The sequence below is a fragment of the Acidobacteriota bacterium genome (assembly GCA_012729555.1).
In the GTDB taxonomy this organism is placed as follows: Bacteria; Acidobacteriota; UBA6911; order UBA6911; family UBA6911; genus UBA6911.
The window spans coordinates 1-22,797 of record JAAYCX010000004.1; the positions used below are offsets into that span (position 1 = coordinate 1).

Genomic DNA, 22,797 nt, shown 5'->3' on the forward strand with positions numbered 1-22,797 from the left:
CCGCTTCCCCGCGCAGGGGGTCTGCGGCCCGTTCGACCTGCGAAATGTTACGGAAGCCCCACAGAGAACAGAATCATACCCTATCCCGGGGCGGAATCCAAATTCCCTTGAGGCACGCTCCTGCTGAAAAAATGCGGCGCCCCGGGACCAGGTCCCGGGGCGCCGCCAGGCTTTCGTGAGGCTGGGCGGAGGCTACGGGGCGTCGTACTGGATCAGCAGGAAAAGGCCCGAGGCCCCGGCGTTCCTGGCGTTGGAATCGACCAGCAGGAACTCCCGCTCGGCTTTTTCCCCCGGTTTTCCGGGGATCTTGAGCTCGAGTTCGCCGCTCTGGCCCGGCTGGACCGTCAGCGCCCCCTCGTCCGCGCCGCCGAAGTACACCGTCTTCCCGTCCTTGGACCGGATCTCCTTGACCACGAGAGGGAGCGAGCCTTCGTTTTTCACGACGAACCGCTGGACCTTCCCCGCGGCGCGCTCCTCCCCCTTGAGCGTCACCCTCCTCGGTTCCACGGAGATCTTGGCCCCGGGGGCTTCCAGGACCTCCCCCTTGATGCTGAAGATCTCGATGCTTTTCCCCCCGGGAATGTTGGTGGCCAGCATGACCTTTTTCTCGAAGGGCCCCGGCCTCCCTTCCGTTTCATAGCTGACCGTGAGTTCCGTCTTTTCGCCCGGTTTGAGTGCATGCTTTCCAAGCATGGCCTTGGTGCACCCTCAACTGGTCCTCACGTTGGTGATCTCCACCTCCGCGCTCCCGGTGTTCTGCACGACGGCCGTCACCCGGGCCGTTTCCCCCTCCGGCACCTGGCCGAACTCATGGTGCGCCGGGGTGGCGGTGAGTTCCCCGACCCCCGCGTCCGCATCTACCGGGGGCGCCGCCAGCGCCAACAACGCCGCCATGCCGAGCGCGGCCATCGCCGTTTTTCCGTATTTCATGCAAATCTCCTTCTCTCGATCCGGAATCCGCGGCCCGCTAGTCGCCGTGGATTCCCTTGGTCTTTTCCTCGTAGTTGAATCCCGGGTCCTGGTCCTCGGTATGGCACGCCCGGCAGACCTCCTCACCCGCGTCCCGGACCAGTTGGACCCCCATCGGGTCCCCCACGTGCCCCCCGCCGGGCCCGTGGCAGGCCTCGCACTGCACGCCCGCCATTTCCGGCGTCAGTTCGCAGTCGATAAAGCCCCCGTCCTTTTCATACCCGGTGACGTGGCACTCGACGCACCCGGGCAGATTCTCCTGCCCCGTCTTCCTGAGGCTGTCGATCGCCTTCGCGTGCCGCGTCGTCTGCCAGCCCTCGGCGAGTTCCGCGTGACAGGGGGCGCACCGCTCCCACCCCACGTATGCGGCGGCCGGCTCCGAGCCGGCCCGGCCGGCGCCCCCGGCCGCCGCCGCCAGCAACAGGGCAAAACACCATGGCATCCTCATAAGGCTCCTGTCTCCCCGGGCCCCCTACTTTTCGAGCGGGTAGCCCTTTTCACGCCACTCCCTTATGGAGGGGTCCGCCAGTATTTTGACGTTTTCGTATCCCATTTGGAAGAGCTGCCGCGCAAAATCGGCGCTGTCCGCCTCCCCCGGGCCGCAGTCGCAGTAGGTGACGATCAGCTGGTCCGTCGGCAGCGACCAGACATCCTCGAGCGCGATCTGACTCTGCCAGGGGATCGAGAGGGCGCCCCGGATGTGCCCCTCGGCGTACGCCGCCCTGGACTGCACGTCGATCACGGTCACCGCAACCCCCTCGTCCATCATCTTCTTCAGTTCCCCGGCCCCGATGCGGGGGATCTCCGCCGCCGGGGCCGCCAACGCCAACGCCACCAGGCAGGCACCTGCAATCCACGCGCCAAGATATCGTTTCATATTCCCTCCCGACCATGATCTCACAACCGCGCCCTCCTGTCCCCCCGTAAACCGCGACCGGGCCCTGGCTGCGGCAGGCGTCCCACCGCATAAGATGCGCGGGCCCTCCCCGGGGGTTCATTCGCCCAATGATTCCCGACATTTCCTATAGGATACTTCGTCTTCCCCATGCAATTTTTGGGGTACCGGGCACCGCCAAGGTCAAGGAGAGTGTCCAGCCCCCGCCGCCGCCTATACTCCTTTGCAGTAGTCGTAATTTTAGCGCATCCCCTGAGGATTTCGCTTGACGCACGCATCGTCGGATCCTATCATATTCTCATTAGGGCTACAGCATCTCTTATATGAGATTTCGGCGTCGCTGCCCTTCACAGCCGACGCCCGAGGGCATGCGGAGACTGTCGGCCCGGCCACTCATGCATCCGGCCACAACAGCCGGCCCCGGGACATTCCTCCGGTTTCGGGGTCGGCTCCGCGTCCCGTCCGAAGAAGTCCGGAGAGCGGAAACGGGGAAGAACCCCGAACAGAGAGCCGGCGGGACCGCCCCCTCAGTCTATCTCCACGGATCGACCGCCACACTCGTGAGGTGGGAAAAATCGCCGCCGAACCAGTAGGCGTTGGTCGACCCGCCGGTGACGACGACTTCGATGGCGCTCCGCCCCCCGCGCCCGCGGCCGAACCGCGGGACCGGGACGACGCCCGCGTCCCCGAGCCTGAGGTAGCCCGCGAAAGGCTCCACCCCTTCCTTGGCCTTCTCGAGCTCGTTCTGGCGCGTCTGCCAGTAGAGCCAGGAGGGGGTCCCGGTGTTTTTCGCCAGGTAGTCGATGTAGGCCTCCTTGGACCCGAAACCGGCCGCGGCGATGTCCCCGGCCACGATCGGGTCGAGGATGAGGGTCGCCTGCGACACGCTGGTGGAGAAGAAGTGCTCGAGCCAGCCGCGGATCACCTCGTGGATCGGCATCGGGGAGAACCAGGCGACATTGTTCAGGCTCCAGCCGCTGAAGAGGCTGACGACGCTGTCGGAGGGCTTGAACCCCTTCTGGACATGCAGGGGGTTCCATCCCGGCGGCAGTGCCGCCTCCGCTTCCGGGAAGCAGATGTTGCTGTAGTTCAGGGGGGTCCCCTGGCTGCCGAGGTAGGTCTCCCCCGGTTTGCCCGACCCGCCCAGGTTCCGGCTGATCAGGGTCCAGGCCCTCCCGATGGCGGCGTTGGCGTGGTTGAAGGGGCCCATGGCGCCGATCCCCGCGTTCATGCCGATCTCCCCGACGATCGGGCCGTTGAAGACCGCCATCCGGGCGAACGACGAGGTGGAGCTGAAGAGCGAGGTCACCCCCGTCGACGCGATCGCCAGGATCGCGGGAAACTGTTCCGGTTTCGCCCCGGCCATGACGGCGTTCGCGGCCACCATCTCCACCGTATACTCCCAGGCCTCGTGCGGGTCCGACGGGCGCATCCGCCCCACGATCTCGCCCGGCTCGCGGCTCGTCCCCTTGAGCATCTCCGCCACCCGCCGTTCGGTCGGGGGGACGACGGGGAAACCGTCGGTGTAGCCGTTGTCGAGGAAATATTTCTGGAGTTCGTCCTCCGCCATCGGCTCGAGCAGGCGCGGGCGGGCCGGGCGGGCGATGGGACCCGCCCGCCGGTCCTCGGCCGCCGGCGGCCGGGTCAACCCGTCGAGGATCACGTCGAGCATCGGGCGCCCGGAAACCGGGTCCCGCCCCAGGATATATTTCCGGCAGACCTCCGGCGTCCGGTCGGTCACCGGGTGCGGCGTAAACACGATCCGCATGCCGGGGATCCCCTTCTTGAACGCGATCGACTTCACCAGCTCCTCAAAGCTCCGGGTGATCACGGGTACGGTGGGCACCCCCATCTTCTCCAGGGTCACCGAGTGGCCGACGACCGCCGGCGAGCAGCTGCTTCAATGCCCGATCCCCATGATGACGCCGTGCCCCTTCTCCCGGATCTCCTTCCAGAGGTTCGGGTCGTCTACCTGGTAGTTGCCGAGCTTGTCCCGGAGCACCCAGACCGTTTTGGGGTACGTCTCCTGGAGCACCCGGTGGAGAGTCTCCACGAAGGCGCGGGTGCGCGGGAACTTGGTATCGACGACATAGATCGTCTTCCCCTCGAGGCTCTCCGCACGCGGAGCCATCGGGATCCGCTCGATCGGGGGGAGGATGCCCTGGGGGTTGAGCACCGCGATCCGGGCCTCCCCCTCGGCGCGGGAGAGGTCGAGGGTGAGGCCGGCCGACACCAGCGCGGCCAGCAGGATACACACGATACGGATCTTCATCGATTGGCCTCTTTCGTCTTCCGCCCGGCCGGACATTTCCGTCAGGCAATCAAATCCTGGGCCCGCATCAGCCGGTCGCGGATCTGGACCCCGTTCGGGCATTGTACGGCACATTCGGCGCAGTCGCCGCAGCGGATGCTCCGGATCTCGGGCGCGAGTTCCCGGTAATGCGTCACCGCCTGGTACAGGCTGCCGGAGAAATCATAGTAGGCGAGATAACGCAGGACATCGGCGACCGGCATCCCCTTGGGGCACTTGCCGTCGCACTCGAAGCACATGCGGCAGTAATCGGGCCGGATGCGCTCGCTCGCCGCGAACAGCAGCCGTTCGTCGGCCGGGGTGTAGGGCTCCGCCATGGCCCTCATGTTCATGTCCAGTTCGGCGATGGAGTTCATGTTGGGGACCGTGGTCCCGATGGCGGGATTCGACAGCACCCACTTGATCCCGGCCAGGGGGCCTTCCCCCTCCTTCTTCTCGGTTTTGGGAGCCCCCGAGCCGCCCCGGCCCATGTTAAGGCCGGTGAGCGCCACGACCACCTTCATCGCCACCACCCCGACCCCGGCGGCCGCCAGCTTCTGCACCGCTTTTTCGCGGAAGCCCGAGCCGATGGCGTAGCTGTAGGTCGTCTGCATGACGTCGAACACCCCGGCCTCGAGGAGGAAATCGACCATGGCGTTCGGGTTGTGGCAGCTGAAGCCGATGAAGCGCGCCTTCCCCGACTCCTTGCACCGGACCATGGCCTCCAGGGCCTCGTCCGGGATCCGCGCCGGGGTGTCGCGTGCGTGCAGGTGCCAGACATCGACATAGTCGGTCCCCAGCACCTCGAGGCTGGTATCGAGGTCCCGGAGGATCTCCTCCCTTTTCGTGGATCCAGACTTGGTGGAGATATGGATCTTCTGCCGCTTCCCCCGGATGCACCGGGCGAAGATGGCCTCGCTCTCGCGGTAGTCGCGGGAGGTGTCGTAGTAGTTGACCCCGTAATCGAGGGCGCGGCCCACGACCTCGACGTTCGGCTCGTACCCGATCCCGTAGCCGACTCCGGTGACCTTGAGGCCCGTCCGCCCCAGGGTCCGGTAGGCGAGCCGGGGCGGGTCCTTCCGCATGGGTGGATCGGGGTGGCCGGCGGCCAGGCCGACCGCCGGCAGGGCGAGCCCGGCCTGCAGGAATTCCCTCCGTGATCTGTTCGGATTCATGACAACCTCCTGTCTTTGTTGGATCGCTAGCCGAGCCTCCCCCTCTTCTCGAGCAGGTCGGCCACCGGCCTCATCCCCATCCCTTCCAGGGTGTCCCGAGTGGGGTAGCCGTTTTCCGGGTTATATCCCTCGAACCTGTAGAAACGGGTCTTGAAGTCCTCGACCCTGGCCCGGTCCAGCGTCCGCCCCTCGCCGGTCGCGTAGGTCCACTTGCCGTCGACCACCATCGGCATGATGTGGCCCGCACTCGGCTTGTCGTAGACGTAGTCGGGGAAGACCTCCATGTCCCGGTTCCTCCCCTGCAGCACCCAGATCGCCCGGTCCAGGGTGTAGATCTTGCGCCCGAGTTCCATGTAGTCGGCGAAGGTCCGGTTGTCCCCGGTCACGGCGTTCCAGAACTTCGGCTCCTCGCGGGGCGTCGCACCGCGCCGGTCGGCTGTGTTGTTGGTGAACGTCATCGGCCAGCGCCAGCCGCAGAAGCCGCCGCACCCGATCCAGAATTTTTCGTAGTGCTTGACCCAGGCGATCAGCTTGACCTTGGAGTCGGAATAGATGCCGGTGGGACCGTCCCCGAAATCGGCCAGCCAGGGATCGTCGTCGTAGGGAACCAGCGCTTCCGAATAGAGCCGGGCGGCTTCCTCCGCCGTCAGGTAGGGGTCGCCCGAGTTCGCCATCCAGTGGAAGTTGTGGTTGGCGAAGGAGTGGATCATCAGGTCGCGCTCGCCGAAGATCGACCCGAAGGCCCATTCCACCTGGATCCTGGGGTCGTAATGGTCCCGCGTCCCCCAGTAGGCCAGGTTGAGCACGCCGCTCGACACATCCTCCCGGTACCTCCCGTATTTCTCCGCGAAGCGGGCGCACCCTTCCGCCAGGTCATCCCCGATCCCCTCCCGGCTGGAGATCGTGCGCATGAGGGTGTCGACGTATCCCATGGTGCCGATGATGTCGAAGGGGAGATCGCAGTCGATCGCCTTCCCCTTCCCCATGAGACCGCGCCGGTGGAGCGTCTGGATGTAGGCCTGCAGCGGCATGAACTGCCAGTGCCCCAGGCCCTGCTTCTGCATGAGGTCGTTGGCCTGGCGCGTCAGCTTCGGCTCGCCCCCCTGGATCCTGACGGCCATGGTCCCCGCGCAGACCGATTCGTTGCTCTCGCCGCTGGCCAGCCGCATGCGGCATGCCCGCGGGCAGGAGGCGCAGGCGGTGACCCGCGCCGGGACCAGGGGAAGCCGGCCGTTGAGCGTGTTCCCCCCGCTCGGCCGGCCGCTGTTGTGGGACCAGGCGCGCGTGTTGAACCGCTCCACTTCCCGGGGGTTGTCCACGTTCCACTGGTACTGGCGGTACCCCATCCGCGCCTCGAGGAACGCCTTCGGGTCGGCGATCGGCACCACGCCGGAGCCGATGGCGCTGATAGCCTTCAGCTTCTTGGAACCGAACACTCCCCCGAACCCGCACAGGGCCGCCTGGGACCCGGGCCCGTGCAGGAGCGCCCCGAGCCGGCTCAGGGTCTCCCCGGCGGGGCCGCAGCAGACGACGGCGGGGACCTGCGTGCTCTCCCCCCCGCCCGCCAGAACGGCCCACTCACCGTTCCCGAGCCCGGGGATCACCCGCCGGGAGATCTCCTGCTGGGTGTCCCATGTGTCCATCCCCCAGATTCCCCGGGCGCTCTCGATCGTCACCTTGTCATCGACGATGTTGATCCAGACCGGGTCGGCCGACGCCCCCTCCACCACGATCCCGTCCCAGCCGGCGAACTTCAGCTGGGCGGTGAAACGGCCGCCGAAGTTGCTGTGGCCGAACCACTCCACCGGGTGGAGCATCGGCCCCAGCCCCTGCACCTCGCACCGGCCCGACCCGGGCATCAGGGTTCCGGAAAAGGGGGAGGCGATCATGATGATGAGGTTGCGGGGATCGAACCCCCCGAAGGGGAGCTGGTCCCCGACCAAGTCGAAAAAAATGGCCGATCCGATCCCGTGCCCTCCGCCGAACTCCACGTACTTTGCGGTTTCGAGCCGACCGATCGTTTTGCTGCCGAGATGAACACGCAGAATCTTCCCGGTGTATCCGCCCTTCATATCGCGCTCCTTTTACCGTTTCCGCCCCGGGGCGGGTTTCGCCTCCGCCTTGGGCGTCCTGGGTGCCCCGGCCGCCGTGGCCGCCTGCGCAGCCATGATGGGAGGCACCATGGTGCTGTCGTCCACCAGGCCGAGATTGAACCAGTTGTCGTTGCGCAGGTTGACGTCATAACCGTCGGTCTCCTGCTGGTCGGGGACCGCAGCCACCACCCTGAGCGCCATCATCGGGCAGCTTTCCACGCACGCCTGCTTCCCCCCGGGTCCCCCCTTTTCGTTCCAGTAGGGGGTGTCGAGACAAAGGTCGCATTTCTGGGATTTCTTCTCGAGCCGGTTCCAGACGGTGCGGTGCGGCTGCTGGGGGCACATCCGGATGCAGGTCCGGCAGCCGATGCATTTCGCCGGGTCGATCCTGCGGACGTTGCCGTTCTCCGCGTCGACGTAAGCGGCTCCCGTCGGGCAGCTCTGGACGCAGACCGGCGCCGCGCACTGCCGGCAGGGAGCCACCTGGATGTCGTGCGGGAATTTGCCGAAGGAATCCTGCAGGATCTGTATCCGCGCGAGACTGAGGCTTTCCACCCCGTGGTGCGCGAGCGAGCAGGCCAGCATGCAGGTGGTGCAGCCGGCGCATTTTTTGCTGTCGTAGACCAGGTACCCCTTCGAGGCGGGAGGGCGCGCCGGACTCCCCTGCGCCCCGCGCGCCGCCGGGGTCCTGAGCATGAGGGCGTCGGCCGCCGCCGCGGCCCCTCCCGCTACCAGGAACTTCCGCCGCGAAACGCCGCCGTCCTCCCCCCCCCTCGCCGCCCGGGCGTCTTTTTCCTCGGACATGAGCCCTCTCCTTGCCGCGTGTGGTGAATCGATCTCGGGAAATCTCCGGAAGTAATCTCTTCTAGGAGATGTTATCTTTTATACGCAACTATGCTAGAATAGGCCCGCAGGGGAGTCAAGCGAAATTGTCCGCGCCTTCCCCGGACCGCGTGCAAATGAAAACGCGCGGTATTTGCCGCGTTGCGGCACATAATAGGGAGAACTCACGCCGGCGTCCGGGGGTGCCGGCGTCATCCAACGGAGTCACAGATCATGGACCTGAAAAACAAGGCAGCGGTGGTCACGGGGAGTTCGGCGGGGGTGGGGCGGGCGGCGGTCCTCAAGTTCGCCGGGCGGGGGTGCTCGGTCGTCGTCAACTACAACCGCAGCCGCACCGAAGCGGAGGAGACGGCCGCGCTCTGCCGCGAGCGGGGGGCCGGGGCGGTCGTGGTCGAGGCCGACGTGTCGGTCGAAGCCGACTGCCGGCGCCTCGTCCAGGCGGCGGTGGACGCCTTCGGGCGGCTGGACGTCCTGGTGAACAACGCCGCCGTCACCCGCTTCGTCGAATTCGGCGACCTCGAGGCGCTCTCGGAGGACGTTTGGCTCGAGATCCTGCGCACCAACCTGATGGGCAACTTCTTCTGCTCCCGCGCGGCGGTCCCCCACATGAAAAAAGCGGGGGAGGGGGCCATCGTCAACGTGGTCTCCATCGCGGGATTTCTGGGGCACGGCAGCTCCATCGCCTATTCCGCCTCCAAGGCCGCCGTCATCAACATGACCAAGTGCCTGGCCCGCACCCTCGGCCCGGAGATCCGGGTGAACGGCGTCGCCCCCGGCGGGATCGACACCCGCTGGCTGCGCCGGGGACTGGGGGAGAAGGCGTTCGCCCGCGTCGTCCAGTCCGTGCGCGAGACGACGCCGCTCGAAGTCCTGGCGACCCCGGACGATGTCGCCGACGCCATCGTCTGGCTGGCCGAGGGGGCGCGCATGATGACGGGGGAAACGATCAAATTCGACGGGGGCCAGCACCTCGGCGGCAAAAGCGGACTGCGCCGGAGGGAATGACCCCCGGCTTCACAACAAGGAAGGAGAGGTTTGCATGGAAGGATCGAAATACGGCAAATACATCGTCACCGACCTGGTCGTCCCCGAGGAGAAGCGGAAGATCGAAACCGCCTACTCCCGCTACGCCCGGCGCATCCTCTGGATGGACGAAAACGTGGTGGAGGGGGCCTTTCACATGAACACCGCCTGGTACCTCCGGGCGGCCGAAACCCTCGAGGACCGCCCCCACGTCCACGACGCGGACGAGATCATCGGGTTTTTCGGCAACGACCCGGACCACCCCCACGACCTCGGCGCCGAAATCGAAATCTGGCTCGAGGACGAAAAACACGTCATCACCCGCAGCGCGCTCCTGTTCGTGCCCGCGGGGATGAAGCACTGCCCCCTCATCCTCCGGCGCGTCGACCGGCCCGTCTTTCACTTCACCACCGTCCCGGGCGGCCGCTACATCAAGGACGACGAGTAGCCTGCACGATTGTCGGCGCCGCGCACGCGGCGCCGACCTTCCCCTCCTTCTCAACCCCCCCGTTCCCAGCCTGCGTCACCTCCCGGGAAGCCCCGTGCGCCGGGCGATTTTTTTCGTTGACTCGGCCTGAACGCTTAATCTAGGATGATCTCGTATCACAGATTGCGTCTCGCATAGGAGACCCTCGGACAAACATACCGTATTCCGGCAACGCGCTTTTAAAAGAGAAGGGCTTTTAGAAGCCATGTACACCTTAAAAACCTCTTTCCCCGCGGGAACCTCCGCCGGGAAAACTCAAATAGGGGAAACCGTAATGCCTAAATGGTGTGACCTGAAGAAGATCATCATGGTGCTAACGGTATTGCCTCTTCTTTTCATATCCCCGTATGTGTTCAGCCAGTCTTCCAACGCTTCGCTGAGCGGAACCGTGCAGGATGTGTCGGGAGGGGTGCTTCCGGGAGCCATCGTCACGGCGACGAGAGTCGAGACCAACGTCGCCAGCAGGACCGAAGCCAACAACGCCGGCGTGTACAACTTCAACCTCCAGCCGGGCGTCTACACGGTCAGCGTGCAGATGGCGGGATTCCAGACCGCCAGCCGGACCGAGGTGCGGCTGCGCGTCGGGGGCCAGATCCGCCTCGACTTCGAGCTGAACGTGGCCGGCAGCGAGGTGGAACTGGAAGTGGCGGCTTCGGCCGAGAACCTGATCCTGGAGTCGGGTTCCTCCACGGGAACCATCCTCCAGGAGGAATCGGTCACCGAGCTGCCGCTGGCCAGCAACGACGTGATGGACCTCATCAACATCATGGGAGGGGTCACCAGGGCCGAGGACCCCATCTTCAGCAACAACCAGCAGACCTTCGCGGGGGTCACCGCGCGCAACATCAACATCCAGCGGGACGGCGTCACGGTCAACGACGTCCGCTACGACTCGGGGATCGTGTCCCCGCAGCGCATCAATCCCGAGATGGTAGGGGAATTCAAGATGATCCTCTCCCCGGTGGACGCCGAAATGGGGCGCGGGGCGGGACAGGTGCAGATCATCACCAAGTCGGGGGCCAACGCCTTCCACGGCTCCGGGGTCTGGAACATCCAGAACTCCTCGCTCGACGCCAACGAATTCGGGAACAAGAAGAGGGGGATCGAGCCCACCTGGCGAAACCTCAATAACTACTCCCTGAACCTCAGCGGCCCCATCATCAAAAACAGGACCTTCTTCTTCGCCTCCTGGGACCAGCAGATCGTCCGGAGCCGGGACCTGCCGAACGTGATCTCCCTCACCCCCTGCGCCCGCAAGGGAATCTTCCGCTACTACGACGGCTGGATCAACGGGGACGTGGAGAGCCCGGTCAGCACGACCGCCGGGTCCCAGACCCGCCCCGTGGTGGATGCGCAGGGGAATCCCCTCACCCCCACCGAATGGGCCGACGGCTCCCCCTATGACGGCGAGCTCCGGTTCGAAAGCGTGCTGGGGCAGCTGACCGACACGGCGCGGGAACAGATCGCGGCCGACCCCATCAACTGCTCCCAGTACGATTTTTCCGGCGACCGCGGGCTGGTGCCCGAAAGCGCCTGGGACCAGTACCGTACCCAGTACGACACCACCGGCTTCGTCGACCGCTTCACCGGCCTGATGCCGATGCCCAACAACTACGAGCTCGGCGACGGGCTGAATTCCGCCGGCTTCCGCTGGACCCGCACCCTCAGGGGGAGCGACACGGTCTACGGCAACGGCGAGGACAACGAGCGCAAGTCGATCACGGTCAAAATCGACCACAACCTGAGCCAGGCCCACCGGCTGAGCGGGCGCTACACCTACGAAACGGACTACGGGGAAGCCCAGTTCGCCGCCTGGCCCGAGGCCAACGGCGGCTACGGCGGGGCGGTCACCCGCAAGCCCCAGAGCTTCAGCGTCAACCTGACCTCCACCCTGCGGCCCACCCTGCTCAACGAGTTCCGCATGGGGCTGTCCCGCACCAGCACCAAAAACGCCGAGGCGCTGTCCAATCCGGCGACGAGCGAAAAGATGCGGGAGGTGCTCGGCTACCTCATGCCCACCGACGACTTCCCGAACTACCCCGGCTACCCGCTCCTCGTGGGTCCCGGCCGGGGGTGGTTCGGCTTCTTCACCGACACCTACCGCACCGGGGTCCCCAACAGCCACCCCTACGGCAGCCGGGGCGCCCTGCCGACGGCGCGCGGCGGGTACGACCCGCGCTGGAGCTTCACCGACACCCTCACCTGGACCCGCGGGGCCCACTCCTTCAAGGGGGGATTCGAACTGCGCCTGCAGAAATCGGTGCAGGAACAGAACGGGGCCGCGGCGTTCTACTATTCGGCCAACACCTTCCCCTCGGTCATGGGGGGGAATACGGCGAACTCCCAGCCGGCCGGAATCGGGGCCTGGAGCGGGCTTGTGGGCGACGACGAAGGAAACAGCTCGACGGGCAACTTCCAGCTGGCCTACGACCTGATGACCTACATGGCGGGATCGATCGGCAACGTGCGCCAGTGGTACTACGTGGCCAACAACGAGGCCCCCTACCTGTGGAACGACCCCTCCAAGGGGGAGTTGAACCAGGTGGTCGACCTGCGCAACCGGGAGTTCAGCTTCTTCTTCAAGGACGACTGGAAGGTAAGCAACTCCCTGACCCTCAACCTGGGCGTCCGGTATGAATACTACGGGGTGCCCTGGGTCGAGTCGGGACAGAGCGCGGCCCTTATCGGCGGCTCGAGCGGCATCTTCGGCGTCTCCGGGGACGGCTTCGAGGACTGGATGCCGCAAAATCCGGTGCAGGGGCCTGACAGCATGCTCACCAGCCAGCATTTCGTGGGCCCCAACTCCCCCAACCCCGATCTTGCCATCTACAACAAGGACGCCAACAACTGGGGGCCGGCCATCGGCTTCGCCTACCAATTCCCCTGGTTCGGAAAGGGGAAGACCACCCTGCGCGGCGGCTACCAGCTGAACTACACCACGCTGGGGACTTTCGACAACTTCGCGAGTTTGATGGCCCGCGTGACGGGGATGACCTACTCGCACACCTACGCCGGGGACTCCATCGACTATCCCTACCTGGATATGTCGATGCTCCCGGAAATCATCCCGGTCAACCAGTTCCTCCCGCCGGAGATCCAGCCGATGGCCGTGCGGCCGCTGACCGATCGCAGCCAGAGCCTCACCGTGTGGGACCAGGACATCAAAAACCCCTATGTCCAGAGCCTGACCCTCTCCCTGACGCGCAACCTCAGCAACAACCTCACCTTCGACCTGCGCTACGTGGGGACGCTGAGCCGGAAACTGACCGATACCGTCAACCTCAACTCGTCGAACTTCATCAACAACAACCTGCTCGAGGCGTTCGACACCGTCCGCGCCGGCGGCCAGTCCGACCTGCTCAACAGCATCATCCCGGCGAGCTCCCTGACCGGCAGCACGACCGCGACGGGCTCCGACCAGGTGCGCACGAGCGTCTATACCCGGACCTACCTGGCCATCGGCGACTACAACACCCTGGCCAGCACGTTGTCGACCACCAACGGGCGCCTCCCTGTGGCCTCCGGGATCCGCGGCCAGGTCCTGCGCGCGGGCGGCGCCCCGGAGAACTTCATCTACGCCAACCCGCAGTTCAGCTCCGCCAACTGGGTCGGGAACCTGGACAGCTCGAACTACCATTCGATGCAGGCCCAGGTCACCATGCGCCCGACGCGGGGCCTCAGTTTCCAGACCACCTACACCTGGAGCCGGAACCTGGGGATCGGCAGCGTTTCGGACGTGCGCGACCGCTCCGAGGCCTACGGGCTGCTCGGCTCCCACCGGTCCCACGCGCTCTCCTCCTACGGCACCTACACCCTGCCGTTCGGGGCCAACGGCTTCCTCCTCCGCAACGCCACCGGTTTGTGGAAACACGTGGCCGAGGGGTGGCAGATGAGCTGGATCTTCAGCGCCACCAGCGGGCTCCCCGGTTCCGTCACCGGTACCGAGCGGCTCTGGGGCGGGGCGCGGATGGACCAGGTCGGGCCGTTCGACCCGAAATCGGGGAAGGTCACCTGGAACCCCGGGGAAGACACCGGCCGTTTCTTCGGCTACGACACCTATATGCAGGTCCCCGATCCCCAGTGCTACACGATCGACGGCAGCCTGCAGAGCTCCTGCGCCAGCCGGATCAAGGCGATCGCCCTGGTGGCCGGCGTCGATGAACTCGGCAACCAGATCCCGGGCGACATCATCTTCCAGCACCCGCAGCCCGGAACGCGCGGCAACTTCGATCCGAATTCCCTGACCGGTCCCGGACGGTGGTCCCTCGACATGGCCATGGGGAAATCGTTCGAGTTCATGGAAGGGAAGCGGATCGATTTCAGGATCGACGCCCAGAACATCTTCAACCACGCGACGCCTTCGAACAGCTACTACGTCCGGAACGCGCGCTTTACGATCACCTACAACCCGAACTTCGCCGTGAACAGCTCCAGCCCCTTCGGCTACATCAGCGACAAGGCGGGGCACCGGACCTTCCAGGCGAAGATCCGCATCAGCTTCTAGCCGTCCGGACCGGGGGCCCGCCGCTTGCGGCGGGCCTCCCCCGGACCCGCGGGCTCCCCCTCGCCACAGGGGGGGCCCGTTTTTTTTCCTTTTCCCTTTCCGCTACCGCCGCTTGAGCTCCCGTGATCAGACCGGGCAAACCCTGATCTTCCGCTCATTTTGCTTGACTTCACCCCGCCCCGGGAGCTAGATTGGTCTCCTTATGACTACTCTATCTATTATGAGAGATTTGGAGGGCGCCGGCGGCTGCGGGCGCAGGCGCCGGTCTTCGCCCGCGGGGAAGTCGTCCCTGCCATCATAGGGGGCAGCATACATTTCACCAACGAACAAGGAGGAGCAGCATATGCGCAGATTATTGTCCATTGCGGCGGTGACGGCCTTTTCGGTCGTGGCCGTACACGCCCCTTCCGGGAGCCTGGCCGCCCAGCAGACCCCGGAAACAGAGTACGAGGTCCTCAGCCCGTGGGCTGACGTGGACCCGATTCCGCTCCGGGGCCTCTCGCCCCGGCTCGACACCCTGGACGGGAAGAAGATCGGGCTGTTCGCCAACTTCAAGCGCGCGGCCAAGCCGATCACCGACGAGGTGGAAAGGAGGCTGAAGCAGAAGTATCCCACCATCCAGACCAGCCTCTTCCATTCCACCCTGCCCAACGTCACCGAGACCGAGACCATCAACAAGGAGCGGTTCGCGGCCTGGGCCAAGGACATGGACGCGGTCGTCGCCGCGGTCGGTGATTGAGGGTCCTGCACAAAGTTCCTCGCCTACAACGGCGTAGCGATCGAGGACTTTGGAACGCCGGTCGTGTTACTGGCGAATCGCGGTTTCGTAAACGACGCCCACTCGGCGTCGTCGGGTAAAGGCATGCCGGGGGTGCGGGTACTGGGAACGTCCATCGCCTGCGAATCCACCGTCGCCGAAGACATCCAATCGGGCATTGACGCCGCTCTCGGCGACATCATTGCCGCGCTGACCAGACCCCTGACCGCGGAGGAGAAAAACCCGCAGGTCCAAAAGGAACCCCAGCCGAAGGTCGCCTTCAAGGGGACGCTCCGGCGGTTCAACGAGTTCTTCTACCGCAAGGGGTGGGGAGACGGACTCCCCCTGTATCCCCCGACCGAAGAGGCGGTAGCCGAGATGCTGACGGGGACCGATCTGCCGCGCGATCACGTCGTGGCCAAGCTCATCCCGCGCCTGGGGAAGGCCACGGTGGAAAAAATCGCCGTCAACGCCGTCATGGCCGGCGCCCTGCCGATCCACATGCCGGTGCTGCTGGCGACGGTGGACGCCCTCGCGGACCCGAAGACCCGGTTCGACACCTTCGAGGTCAGCACCGGGTCGTGGGCCCCGTTCCTGCTGATCAACGGGCCGGTGCGCAAGGAGATCCACATCAACTGCAGTTCGGGCGCCCTCAGCCCGGGCAACATGGCCAACTCCGCCATCGGGCGGGCGGTGGGCCTGATCGTCAAGAACATCGGGGGCGCGCGCAAGGGGATCGAGGACATGGGAACGCTGGGGAACCCCGGCAAGTACGCCCTCGTCCTGGGGGAAAACGAGGAGGAGAGCCCCTGGCAGCCGCTGCACGTCGACCTGGGCTTCAAGCCGGACGACAGCACCGTCACGGTCTTCTTCCCCAACCGCTACACCCAGAATGTCCCCGGGCAGACGAGCCCTGAGGGCCTGGCCGGGTCGATGGCCGGGCTTGGCATCCGTTCGCTGGCCGGCCTCGTGGTCATCCCCGACCACGCCCGGATTTTCAAGAGCGCGGGGTGGACCAAGCAGCAGGTGAAGGACTTCGTCGTCAAGAACGCCCCCCGTGCGCCCGGCGGGCGCGGCGGCGGCCTGAAGGACGAGGACTTCATCCTCGTGGTCGCCGGGGGTCCCGGGGTGTGGATCGGGCATCACCAGAGCGCGGGCGGATTCGAAAACGAGTTCGTCACGCGCAAGCTCCAGCTTCCCAAAAACTGGGACAAGCTCGTGGGGAAATACAGGACGCTGGTCCCGACTTATGTAAAATACTAGTCGTGGCCCCCGGTGCCGCCTGAACCGGCCAGGCGGCACCGGCATGGGTCCGGGGATCCCCGCAGGGGGCCCGGACCCACCGCGGGCCTCGCCCGTCGCCCGCTTCCATGGAAGCAGCCCCGCCGGCCGCCCGCGCATCTGGAAAATCGAAGCCCGTGATGATACATTCAGCAGACCGCCATGGGGGACAGGGAATGAATCAGAATTCGAAAACGGTATCCGCGACAGGCGAACATTACGAATACATCGTACCGGCGGTCGACCGGGCGGCCCGCATCCTGAGGCTTTTGCGGACCCGGGGGCACGGCATGACCATCGCCGAGGTCACCGAGGCCACCGGGTGGCACAAGAGCAGCGTCCACAAGCTGCTGGTCACCCTCAGTCATCACGGCCTGCTCGACCGCAACGAAGCCACCAAGCAGTACTCGCTCGGGATCGCCCTCATCGACTACGGTCACTACGTGCTCGGCAAGCTCGACATCGCCGACGCCGCCAAATCGTTCCTCAAGGAGCTGGCCAACTACACCGGGGAGACGGCGAACTATTCGGTCCTGCGCGGGACCCAGATGGTCATCGTGGATTCGGTCGAGTCCCGGATCGACCTCCGGGTGGTCCCCCCGATAGGCACGATGAATTCGCTGACCACAAAATCGAACGGCAAGGCCGTGCTTGCCTTCCTCCCCGAAAACCAGGTCCACAAGCTCATCGAGACCGAGGGCCTCCCGGCCTTCACGAAGAATTCCATCACCGATCCCAGGGCCCTGCTGCGGGAACTGGCGGCCATCCGCAAGCGGGGGTACGCCACCGACTTCGAGGAGTTTCGCGAGGGGATCAGCGCCGTCTCGGCGCCCGTGTTCAACGCCGACGGCCATGTCATGGCAACCCTCGCCGTCACCGCGCCCGCGTTCCGGCTGACGAAGGAGAAGGCCCAGGATTACGGGAAAAAGTGCGTGGATGCCGCTGCGCGCCTTTCGGCCATCATCCCCCAGTAACAGGAAGGGACAGACGCGGAGGCAAGCGAAGGAGGGATCCGGCACGGGCGCCCTCCCGGGCCGCCCGTGCCGGATCCCGGGAGCGGCTAGCCCAGCTTGCCCCGCTTCCGGAGCAGGTCGGCGACCTTGGTGAGCTTCATCTTCTCGAGGGTGTCCCGTTTCGGATAACCGTTGTCGGGATTGTACCCCTCAAACCTGTAGAACCTGGTCTTGAAGTCCTCCACTTTCGCCCGGTCCAGCGTGCGCCCCGTCCCCTTGGCGTACTGCCACTTACCGTCGATGTACATGGTCATGTCGTGCCCCACGCTCGGCTTGTCGTAGACGTAGTCGGGGAAGACCTCCATGTCGCGGTGCCGCCCCTGCAGCGCCCAGATGGAGCGATCGAGGGTGTAGATCTTGTGCCCCAGTTCCATGTAGTCGGCGAAGGTCCGGTTGTCCCCGGTCACGGCGTTCCAGAACTTCGGTTCCGCCTCGGGCGTCGCCCCGCGCCGGTCGGCCGTGTTGTTGGTGATGCACATCGGCCAGCGCCAGCCGCAGAAGCCGCCCGCCCCGACCCAGAACTTCTCGTAGTGCTTGATCCAGGCGACCTGCTTGACCTTGGAGTCGGAGTAGATCCCGGTCGGCCCGTCGCTGTGATCGACCATGAAGGGGTCCCCCTGGTAGGGGACCATGGCGTCGGTGTAGAGCCGGGAGACCTCCTCGGCCGTCAGGTAGGGGTCGCCCGACCAGGCCATCCAGTGGATGGGGTAGTTGGACATCTGGTGCAGCATCAGGTCGCGCTCCCCCAGCAGGGAGCCGAAGCCCCACTCCGCCTCGATCGCCGGGTCGTAGTGGTTGGCCGTCCCCCAGTAGGCCAGGCTCAGGGTGCCGTCGTTGACGTCCTCGTCGTAGCGCCCGATCTTCTTCGCGAAGCGGGCGCAGGCCTCGGCCAGGTCGTCCCCGACCCCCTCCCGGTAGGCGATCGCCCGCATCACCGCGTCGGCGTAGGCGAACGTCCCGGGGCGGTCGAGCGGCAGGTCGGTGTCGATCTGCTTCCCTTTCCCGAGGATCCCCTTCTTGTGAAGGGCGTCCACGTAGGACAGGAGCGGCATCAGCTGCCAGTGCCCGAGGCCGTACTTCTGCATCAGGTCGTTCCCCTGGCGGGTGAACTTGACCGACCCGTTGACCGTGATGACCATCGTGCCGGCGCAGACCGACTCGTTGCTGTCGCCCGTGGCCAGCCGCATCCGGCAGCCGCGCGGGCAGGAGGCGCACGCGGTCGCGCGCGCCGGGGTGAGCGGCAGGTCGCGGTTGAGCACGTTCCCCCCGCTGGGGCGGCCGCTGATCAGGGCGTAGGGGCCGCCGGCGCCGAAGCGTTCCGCCTCGCGGGGATTGTCCACGTCCCACTGGAACTGCCGGAACCAGAGCCGGGCGGCCATGAAGGCCTTGGGGTCGGCGATCGGGACGTCCCCGGTCCCGATGGCGCTGATGGCCTTGAGCTTCTTGGAGCCGAAAACGCCCCCGAACCCGCACAGGGCCGCCTGCGACCCGGGGCCGTGCAGGAGCGCGCCCAGCCGGCTCCGGTTCTCCCCCGCCGGGCCGCAGCAGACCACGGCGGGGGACTGGGTGGTCGCCTGGTCCCGGGCCAGCTCGGCCCACTCGCCGTATTTGAGCCCCGGCATCACGCGGCGGGAGATCTCCTCCTGGGTGTCCCAGGTGTCCATCCCCCAGATCCCCTTGGCGCTCTCGATCGTGACCTTGTCGTTGACGATGTTGATCCAGACCGGGTCGTCCGCGGCTCCTTCCACGACGATGCCGTCCCACCCGGCGAACTTGAGCTGGGCCGTGAAGCGCCCCCCGAAGTTGCTGTGGGCGAACCACTCGACCGGGTAGAGCATCGGGCCCATCCCCTGAACCTCGCACCGCCCCGAGCCGGGCATGAAGGTGCCGGAAAAGGGGGAGGCCATCATGATGATGAGGTTCCGGGGGTCGAAGGCCTCGAACGGAAGCTGGTCGCCGACGAGATCGAAGAACACCGCGGAGCCGATGCCGTGCCCGCCCCCGAATTCCTCGTACTTCGCCGTGTCGATGGTGCTGATGGTCCGGGTCGAAAGATCGACCCGCAATATCTTGCCCGTATATCCGCCTTTCATCCTATTCCCCTCCCCCGACTTTCCACACCGGGTTCCGTTTCGGCTCGACGGTGCTGTTGTCCACCAGGCCCAGGTTGTACCAGTGGTCGTTGCGCAGGTTCACGTCGTACCCTTCCGTCTCCTTCTGGTCGGGCATTTCGGCGACGAACCGGATCGCCTTCATCGGGCAGCTCTCCACGCACGCCTGTTTCCCCCCCGGCCCCCCTTTCTCGTCCCAGTAGGGGGTGTCGAGGCAGAGGTCGCACTTGGACGACTTCCCCTTGCCGTCGATCGTGACCCAGACGGTGCGGTGCGGCTGCTGGGGGCACATCCTGAGGCACGTTTTGCAGCCGATGCACTTGGCGCTGTCGATGCGGCGCACGTTGCCGTTTTCGGTGTCGACATAGGCGGCGCCCACAGGGCAGCTCTGGACGCACACCGGCACCTTGCACTGGCGGCAGGGGGCCATGATGACGTCCCCGGGGAACTTGCCGAAGGAGTCCTGCATTATCTGGATGCGGGAGCGGGAAAGGTTCTGCACCCCGTAGTGGACGAGCGAACAGGCGAGCATGCAGGTGGTGCACCCCGCGCATTTCCTGCTGTCGTAGACCAGGTACCCTCTGGACGCGGGGTAGGTGGCGGCCGCAGGTGCGGCCGCCGGCGCCGCGGCGGCCCTCGCCTGCGCGGGGGTCGCGGCGATCAGGGCGTCGACGGCGACCACGGTTCCTCCCGTGACCAGGAAGTCGCGCCGGGACAGCCGCTTTTTCGGGGCGGCCTCTGGGTTCAGGGCTTTTTTGTCTTCAGCCATAAAACGGCTCCTTTTAGTAGCGTGCCATTGCGATATCCCCGCCGGCGGGGGACGCTCCCCTTGGGCCGGTTGGGAGGTCTTCGTTATCTGACTATAAACCCCGGCCTGAAGGCAACCGGAAAACTTTCCCGGCCCCCCCACCCCGCGGGCTCCGGAACGCATCGAGGGAACCCACCCGGCCGGCGTGCCTGACCGGCCCGCCCGGGCCGCACAACGAGAGGGCGGCCGCGGGCAAAAAAATGGGCGAACCCTGTTCGGAAGCGGGGACGCATCCAGTATATTGATAAGGCATAAGCCTGATAAGGTGAACACAACCGTATTCGTCGGAAAGCGAGGAACCATGCTGCGGAAAAAGAGCATCTACAAATGCGAGGTTTGCGGAAACATCATCGAGAGCCTGTGGAACGGGAAAACGACCCTCTCCTGTTGCGGGCAGCCGATGCAGGAACTCGTCGCCGATACCGTCGACGCGGCCAAGGAAAAGCACGTGCCCGTGATCGAGAAGAACGGGAACAAGGTGACGGTCAAGGTCGGGAGCGTCCCGCATCCCATGCTGCCCGAGCACTACATCCTGTTCGTGGAACTCCTGGTCGGGGACAAGGTGCTGCGGCACGACTTCAAGGAAGGGGACACCGTCGCCGAGGCCGTTTTCATGGTGGAAGACCCGAACGCGCCGATGACGGCCAGGGAGTACTGCAACCTGCACGGCCTCTGGGCCAGCAAATAAAAAACCGGGGACGGACCAGGGCATATTATTGATTTAAAACAGGATACTCTGGTCCGTCCCCGAAAACCCTTTACCCCCACCCCCCGGGCGCATGCCTTCCGCCACAGACTCCTCCTGCACCAAAGCCGTTCAATAACATAAACAGGGACGGACCGGAGTACCCTGCCGGCCCCATTGAAGTTTCCTGTCCGTCCCCGCTCACCGATCCCGCGGACATCCCACCGGCTCCCGAGCTACCGAGGTTCAGCCCCGCTCTTGATCGTCCCGCTAAAGAGATCGAGTAGGTGCGAAAAATAGGCCGGGGAGGCCTTACTTTTTGACCCAAAAGGGGCGTTCGGTAGTACAATCGGCGCAACGGAGCACGGAATCCATTCCATTCATGGAGCGACGCCATGGCAGATATCGCGGGGAGCAACGGACAGAGAAAGGAATTCAGGGCGGTCGGCACGGCCAACGTGCCCGGCAGGCTTTCCTTTCCCATCGCCACCGGCATGGCCAAGTTCGGCAGCGACGACGTCGTGCCCGGAATGCTGCACGCCAAGTTCCTCCGCAATCCCCACGGCCGCGCCAGAATCGTGCGGATGGACACCCGCCGGGCGCGCGCGCTCGACGGCGTCGTCGACATCGTCACCTGGGAGGACCCGGAGATCCTGGCGATGGACAAGGCCCTGCGGGAGCCGATGCTGAGCAACGAGTCGGACACGGAAAACGAGGAGGTCGGCGCCGTGGTCGTCGCCGAGACCGAGGACATCTGCGAGGAGGCGCTCCGGCTGATCGAGGTGGAGTGGGAGGTCCTCCCCCCGATCGTCGACCCGCGCGACAGCCTGAAGCCGGGCGCCCCCTTCGTCCGGATCGAACCGAAGGCGCTGGCCTCCAAGCCGTTCACCACCGGGGACGTCGAGGCCGGCTTCCGCGAAGCGGACCAGGTGTTCGAATTCGACTGGACGCAGTCGCTCATGGCCTCCCACATCCCGAACCCGAACGGGAGCCTCTCCTGGTGGGCCCAGGCCCCGCTGGGGCCCCCCGGGCCGAGCCTGTACGTGCAGGGGATCCCCCCCACCTGGGGGGCCTACGAACTGCGCCCCGCCTACGGCGTCACCTTCGACCGGCTCCACCGCGGCACCACCTTCCAGGGGGGGAAATACTGCGACTGGATGCTGCGGCGCGCGTCGCTCGTCACCCCGCTGCTGGCCAAGAGGACCGGCCGCCCCGTCCGGTGCATGAACGCGCGCCAGAACGATTTCTACTCCTCGAACCCGCAGCGGTACATGCACGTGAAGATCGGGTTCAGGAAGGACGGCACCATCACGGCGGTCAGTGAACGCACCATCTCCGACATGGGGGCGCCCGGCGTCCGCGCCCGCCCCTTCGCCATGGGGGCGTTCGAGGCGATGTTCAGCCCCTTCAACACCACCCGCTGCAAGAACCTCCACAGCGAGGCCCAGGCGGTCTTCACCGACTCGGCCAAGTCGACGGGGAGCCAGACCTCCCCCTTCAACTGGGACGCGATGACGATCGCCGAGCAGATCATCGCGGAAAAGCTCGGGATGGACGTAATCGACGTCGCGCTCAAAAACGTGCACGGCCCGTCGTCCCAGGACGACCCCGGCGTCCCCCCGGGGCTGCTGGAGTGCGTGGAGAAGGGGAAGAAGCTGATGGGGTGGAAGTGGCACCCGGCCGGGACCCGGCGCCTCCCCGACGGCCGGATGCACGGGTACGGGTTCCGCTACGCTCAGTCGCCGCGCCACGCCCAGGCCCCCTACACGGCCACCGTCACCATCCAGGGGGACAACAAGGTGTACGTGCCGCTCAAGGGGCCCTGGATGGGGGTCTACGCCGCCGACGCCTGCGCCCTGGTCG

The 22,797-nt window shown here is 65.8% G+C and carries 19 protein-coding genes; 8 read left to right on the forward strand and 11 right to left on the reverse strand.

Annotation, left to right across the window (positions count from 1 at the left end; genetic code table 11):
* Positions 1 to 192: 192 nt before the first annotated feature.
* The 9 genes from GXY47_00490 to GXY47_00530 all read right to left on the reverse strand — a co-directional run bounded on the left by GXY47_00490 (position 193) and on the right by GXY47_00530 (position 8,226).
* Positions 193 to 693, reverse strand: a complete 501-nt coding sequence (locus GXY47_00490; GenBank protein NLV29603.1) for a DUF1573 domain-containing protein — start codon at positions 691 to 693, stop codon at positions 193 to 195.
* 15 nt (positions 694 to 708) lie between these two features.
* Entirely contained in the window at positions 709 to 930 is a 222-nt protein-coding gene (locus GXY47_00495) for a DUF1573 domain-containing protein (protein NLV29604.1), read from the reverse strand.
* 37 nt (positions 931 to 967) lie between these two features.
* Positions 968 to 1,417: a cytochrome C554 gene (locus GXY47_00500; GenBank protein NLV29605.1), complete on the reverse strand. Its 450-nt coding sequence runs from the start codon at positions 1,415 to 1,417 to the stop codon at positions 968 to 970.
* A 24-nt stretch (positions 1,418 to 1,441) separates the two neighbouring features.
* On the reverse strand, positions 1,442 to 1,846 hold the full coding sequence (locus tag GXY47_00505) for a rhodanese-like domain-containing protein (GenBank protein NLV29606.1): 405 nt from the start codon (positions 1,844 to 1,846) through the stop codon (positions 1,442 to 1,444).
* 550 nt (positions 1,847 to 2,396) lie between these two features.
* Positions 2,397 to 3,710, reverse strand: a complete 1,314-nt coding sequence (locus GXY47_00510; protein ID NLV29607.1) for a hypothetical protein — start codon at positions 3,708 to 3,710, stop codon at positions 2,397 to 2,399.
* Between the two features lie 54 nt (positions 3,711 to 3,764).
* Positions 3,765 to 4,136 (reverse strand): hypothetical protein, encoded by a 372-nt coding sequence (locus GXY47_00515; protein NLV29608.1) that lies wholly within the window; start codon positions 4,134 to 4,136, stop codon positions 3,765 to 3,767.
* Positions 4,137 to 4,177: 41 nt separating this feature from the next.
* Complete coding sequence (locus GXY47_00520) at positions 4,178 to 5,329, reverse strand: aldo/keto reductase (GenBank protein ID NLV29609.1); 1,152 nt, start codon at positions 5,327 to 5,329, stop codon at positions 4,178 to 4,180.
* 26 nt (positions 5,330 to 5,355) lie between these two features.
* Positions 5,356 to 7,401, reverse strand: coding sequence for an aldehyde:ferredoxin oxidoreductase (locus GXY47_00525; protein NLV29610.1), 2,046 nt, complete (start codon positions 7,399 to 7,401; stop codon positions 5,356 to 5,358).
* Between the two features lie 12 nt (positions 7,402 to 7,413).
* Complete coding sequence (locus GXY47_00530) at positions 7,414 to 8,226, reverse strand: 4Fe-4S dicluster domain-containing protein (GenBank protein ID NLV29611.1); 813 nt, start codon at positions 8,224 to 8,226, stop codon at positions 7,414 to 7,416.
* A gap of 252 nt (positions 8,227 to 8,478) precedes the next feature.
* Between GXY47_00530 and GXY47_00535 the strand changes: the two genes are divergently transcribed.
* The 6 genes from GXY47_00535 to GXY47_00560 all read left to right on the forward strand — a co-directional run bounded on the left by GXY47_00535 (position 8,479) and on the right by GXY47_00560 (position 17,291).
* Positions 8,479 to 9,270, forward strand: a complete 792-nt coding sequence (locus tag GXY47_00535) for an SDR family oxidoreductase (GenBank protein ID NLV29612.1) — start codon at positions 8,479 to 8,481, stop codon at positions 9,268 to 9,270.
* A 34-nt stretch (positions 9,271 to 9,304) separates the two neighbouring features.
* Positions 9,305 to 9,736, forward strand: a complete 432-nt coding sequence (locus GXY47_00540) for a hypothetical protein (protein ID NLV29613.1) — start codon at positions 9,305 to 9,307, stop codon at positions 9,734 to 9,736.
* A gap of 313 nt (positions 9,737 to 10,049) precedes the next feature.
* Positions 10,050 to 14,279 (forward strand): TonB-dependent receptor, encoded by a 4,230-nt coding sequence (locus GXY47_00545; GenBank protein NLV29614.1) that lies wholly within the window; start codon positions 10,050 to 10,052, stop codon positions 14,277 to 14,279.
* Positions 14,280 to 14,622: 343 nt separating this feature from the next.
* The gene (locus GXY47_00550) at positions 14,623 to 15,018 is read left to right on the forward strand and encodes a hypothetical protein (GenBank protein ID NLV29615.1); all 396 of its coding nucleotides are present in this window, start codon (positions 14,623 to 14,625) and stop codon (positions 15,016 to 15,018) included.
* 123 nt (positions 15,019 to 15,141) lie between these two features.
* On the forward strand, positions 15,142 to 16,299 hold the full coding sequence (locus GXY47_00555) for a hypothetical protein (GenBank protein NLV29616.1): 1,158 nt from the start codon (positions 15,142 to 15,144) through the stop codon (positions 16,297 to 16,299).
* Positions 16,300 to 16,493: 194 nt separating this feature from the next.
* Positions 16,494 to 17,291 carry an IclR family transcriptional regulator gene (locus GXY47_00560; protein ID NLV29617.1) on the forward strand — a complete coding sequence of 266 codons (798 nt, stop codon included), beginning with the start codon at positions 16,494 to 16,496 and terminating at the stop codon, positions 17,289 to 17,291.
* Between the two features lie 86 nt (positions 17,292 to 17,377).
* Here GXY47_00560 and GXY47_00565 read toward each other — a convergent pair whose 3' ends face one another.
* Together GXY47_00565 and GXY47_00570 are read right to left on the reverse strand one after the other, a co-directional pair.
* Complete coding sequence (locus GXY47_00565) at positions 17,378 to 19,423, reverse strand: aldehyde:ferredoxin oxidoreductase (protein ID NLV29618.1); 2,046 nt, start codon at positions 19,421 to 19,423, stop codon at positions 17,378 to 17,380.
* 1 nt (position 19,424) lies between these two features.
* A complete protein-coding gene (locus GXY47_00570) occupies positions 19,425 to 20,210 on the reverse strand; it encodes a 4Fe-4S dicluster domain-containing protein (GenBank protein NLV29619.1) in 786 nt (261 codons plus the stop codon).
* Between the two features lie 340 nt (positions 20,211 to 20,550).
* On the opposite strand from GXY47_00570, the gene GXY47_00575 reads away from it, so the two are divergent.
* Together GXY47_00575 and GXY47_00580 are read left to right on the forward strand one after the other, a co-directional pair.
* On the forward strand, positions 20,551 to 20,937 hold the full coding sequence (locus GXY47_00575) for a desulfoferrodoxin (protein NLV29620.1): 387 nt from the start codon (positions 20,551 to 20,553) through the stop codon (positions 20,935 to 20,937).
* 392 nt (positions 20,938 to 21,329) lie between these two features.
* Positions 21,330 to 22,797 (forward strand): xanthine dehydrogenase family protein molybdopterin-binding subunit (locus tag GXY47_00580; GenBank protein NLV29621.1); only part of this gene is annotated, 1,468 nt, incomplete at its 3' end.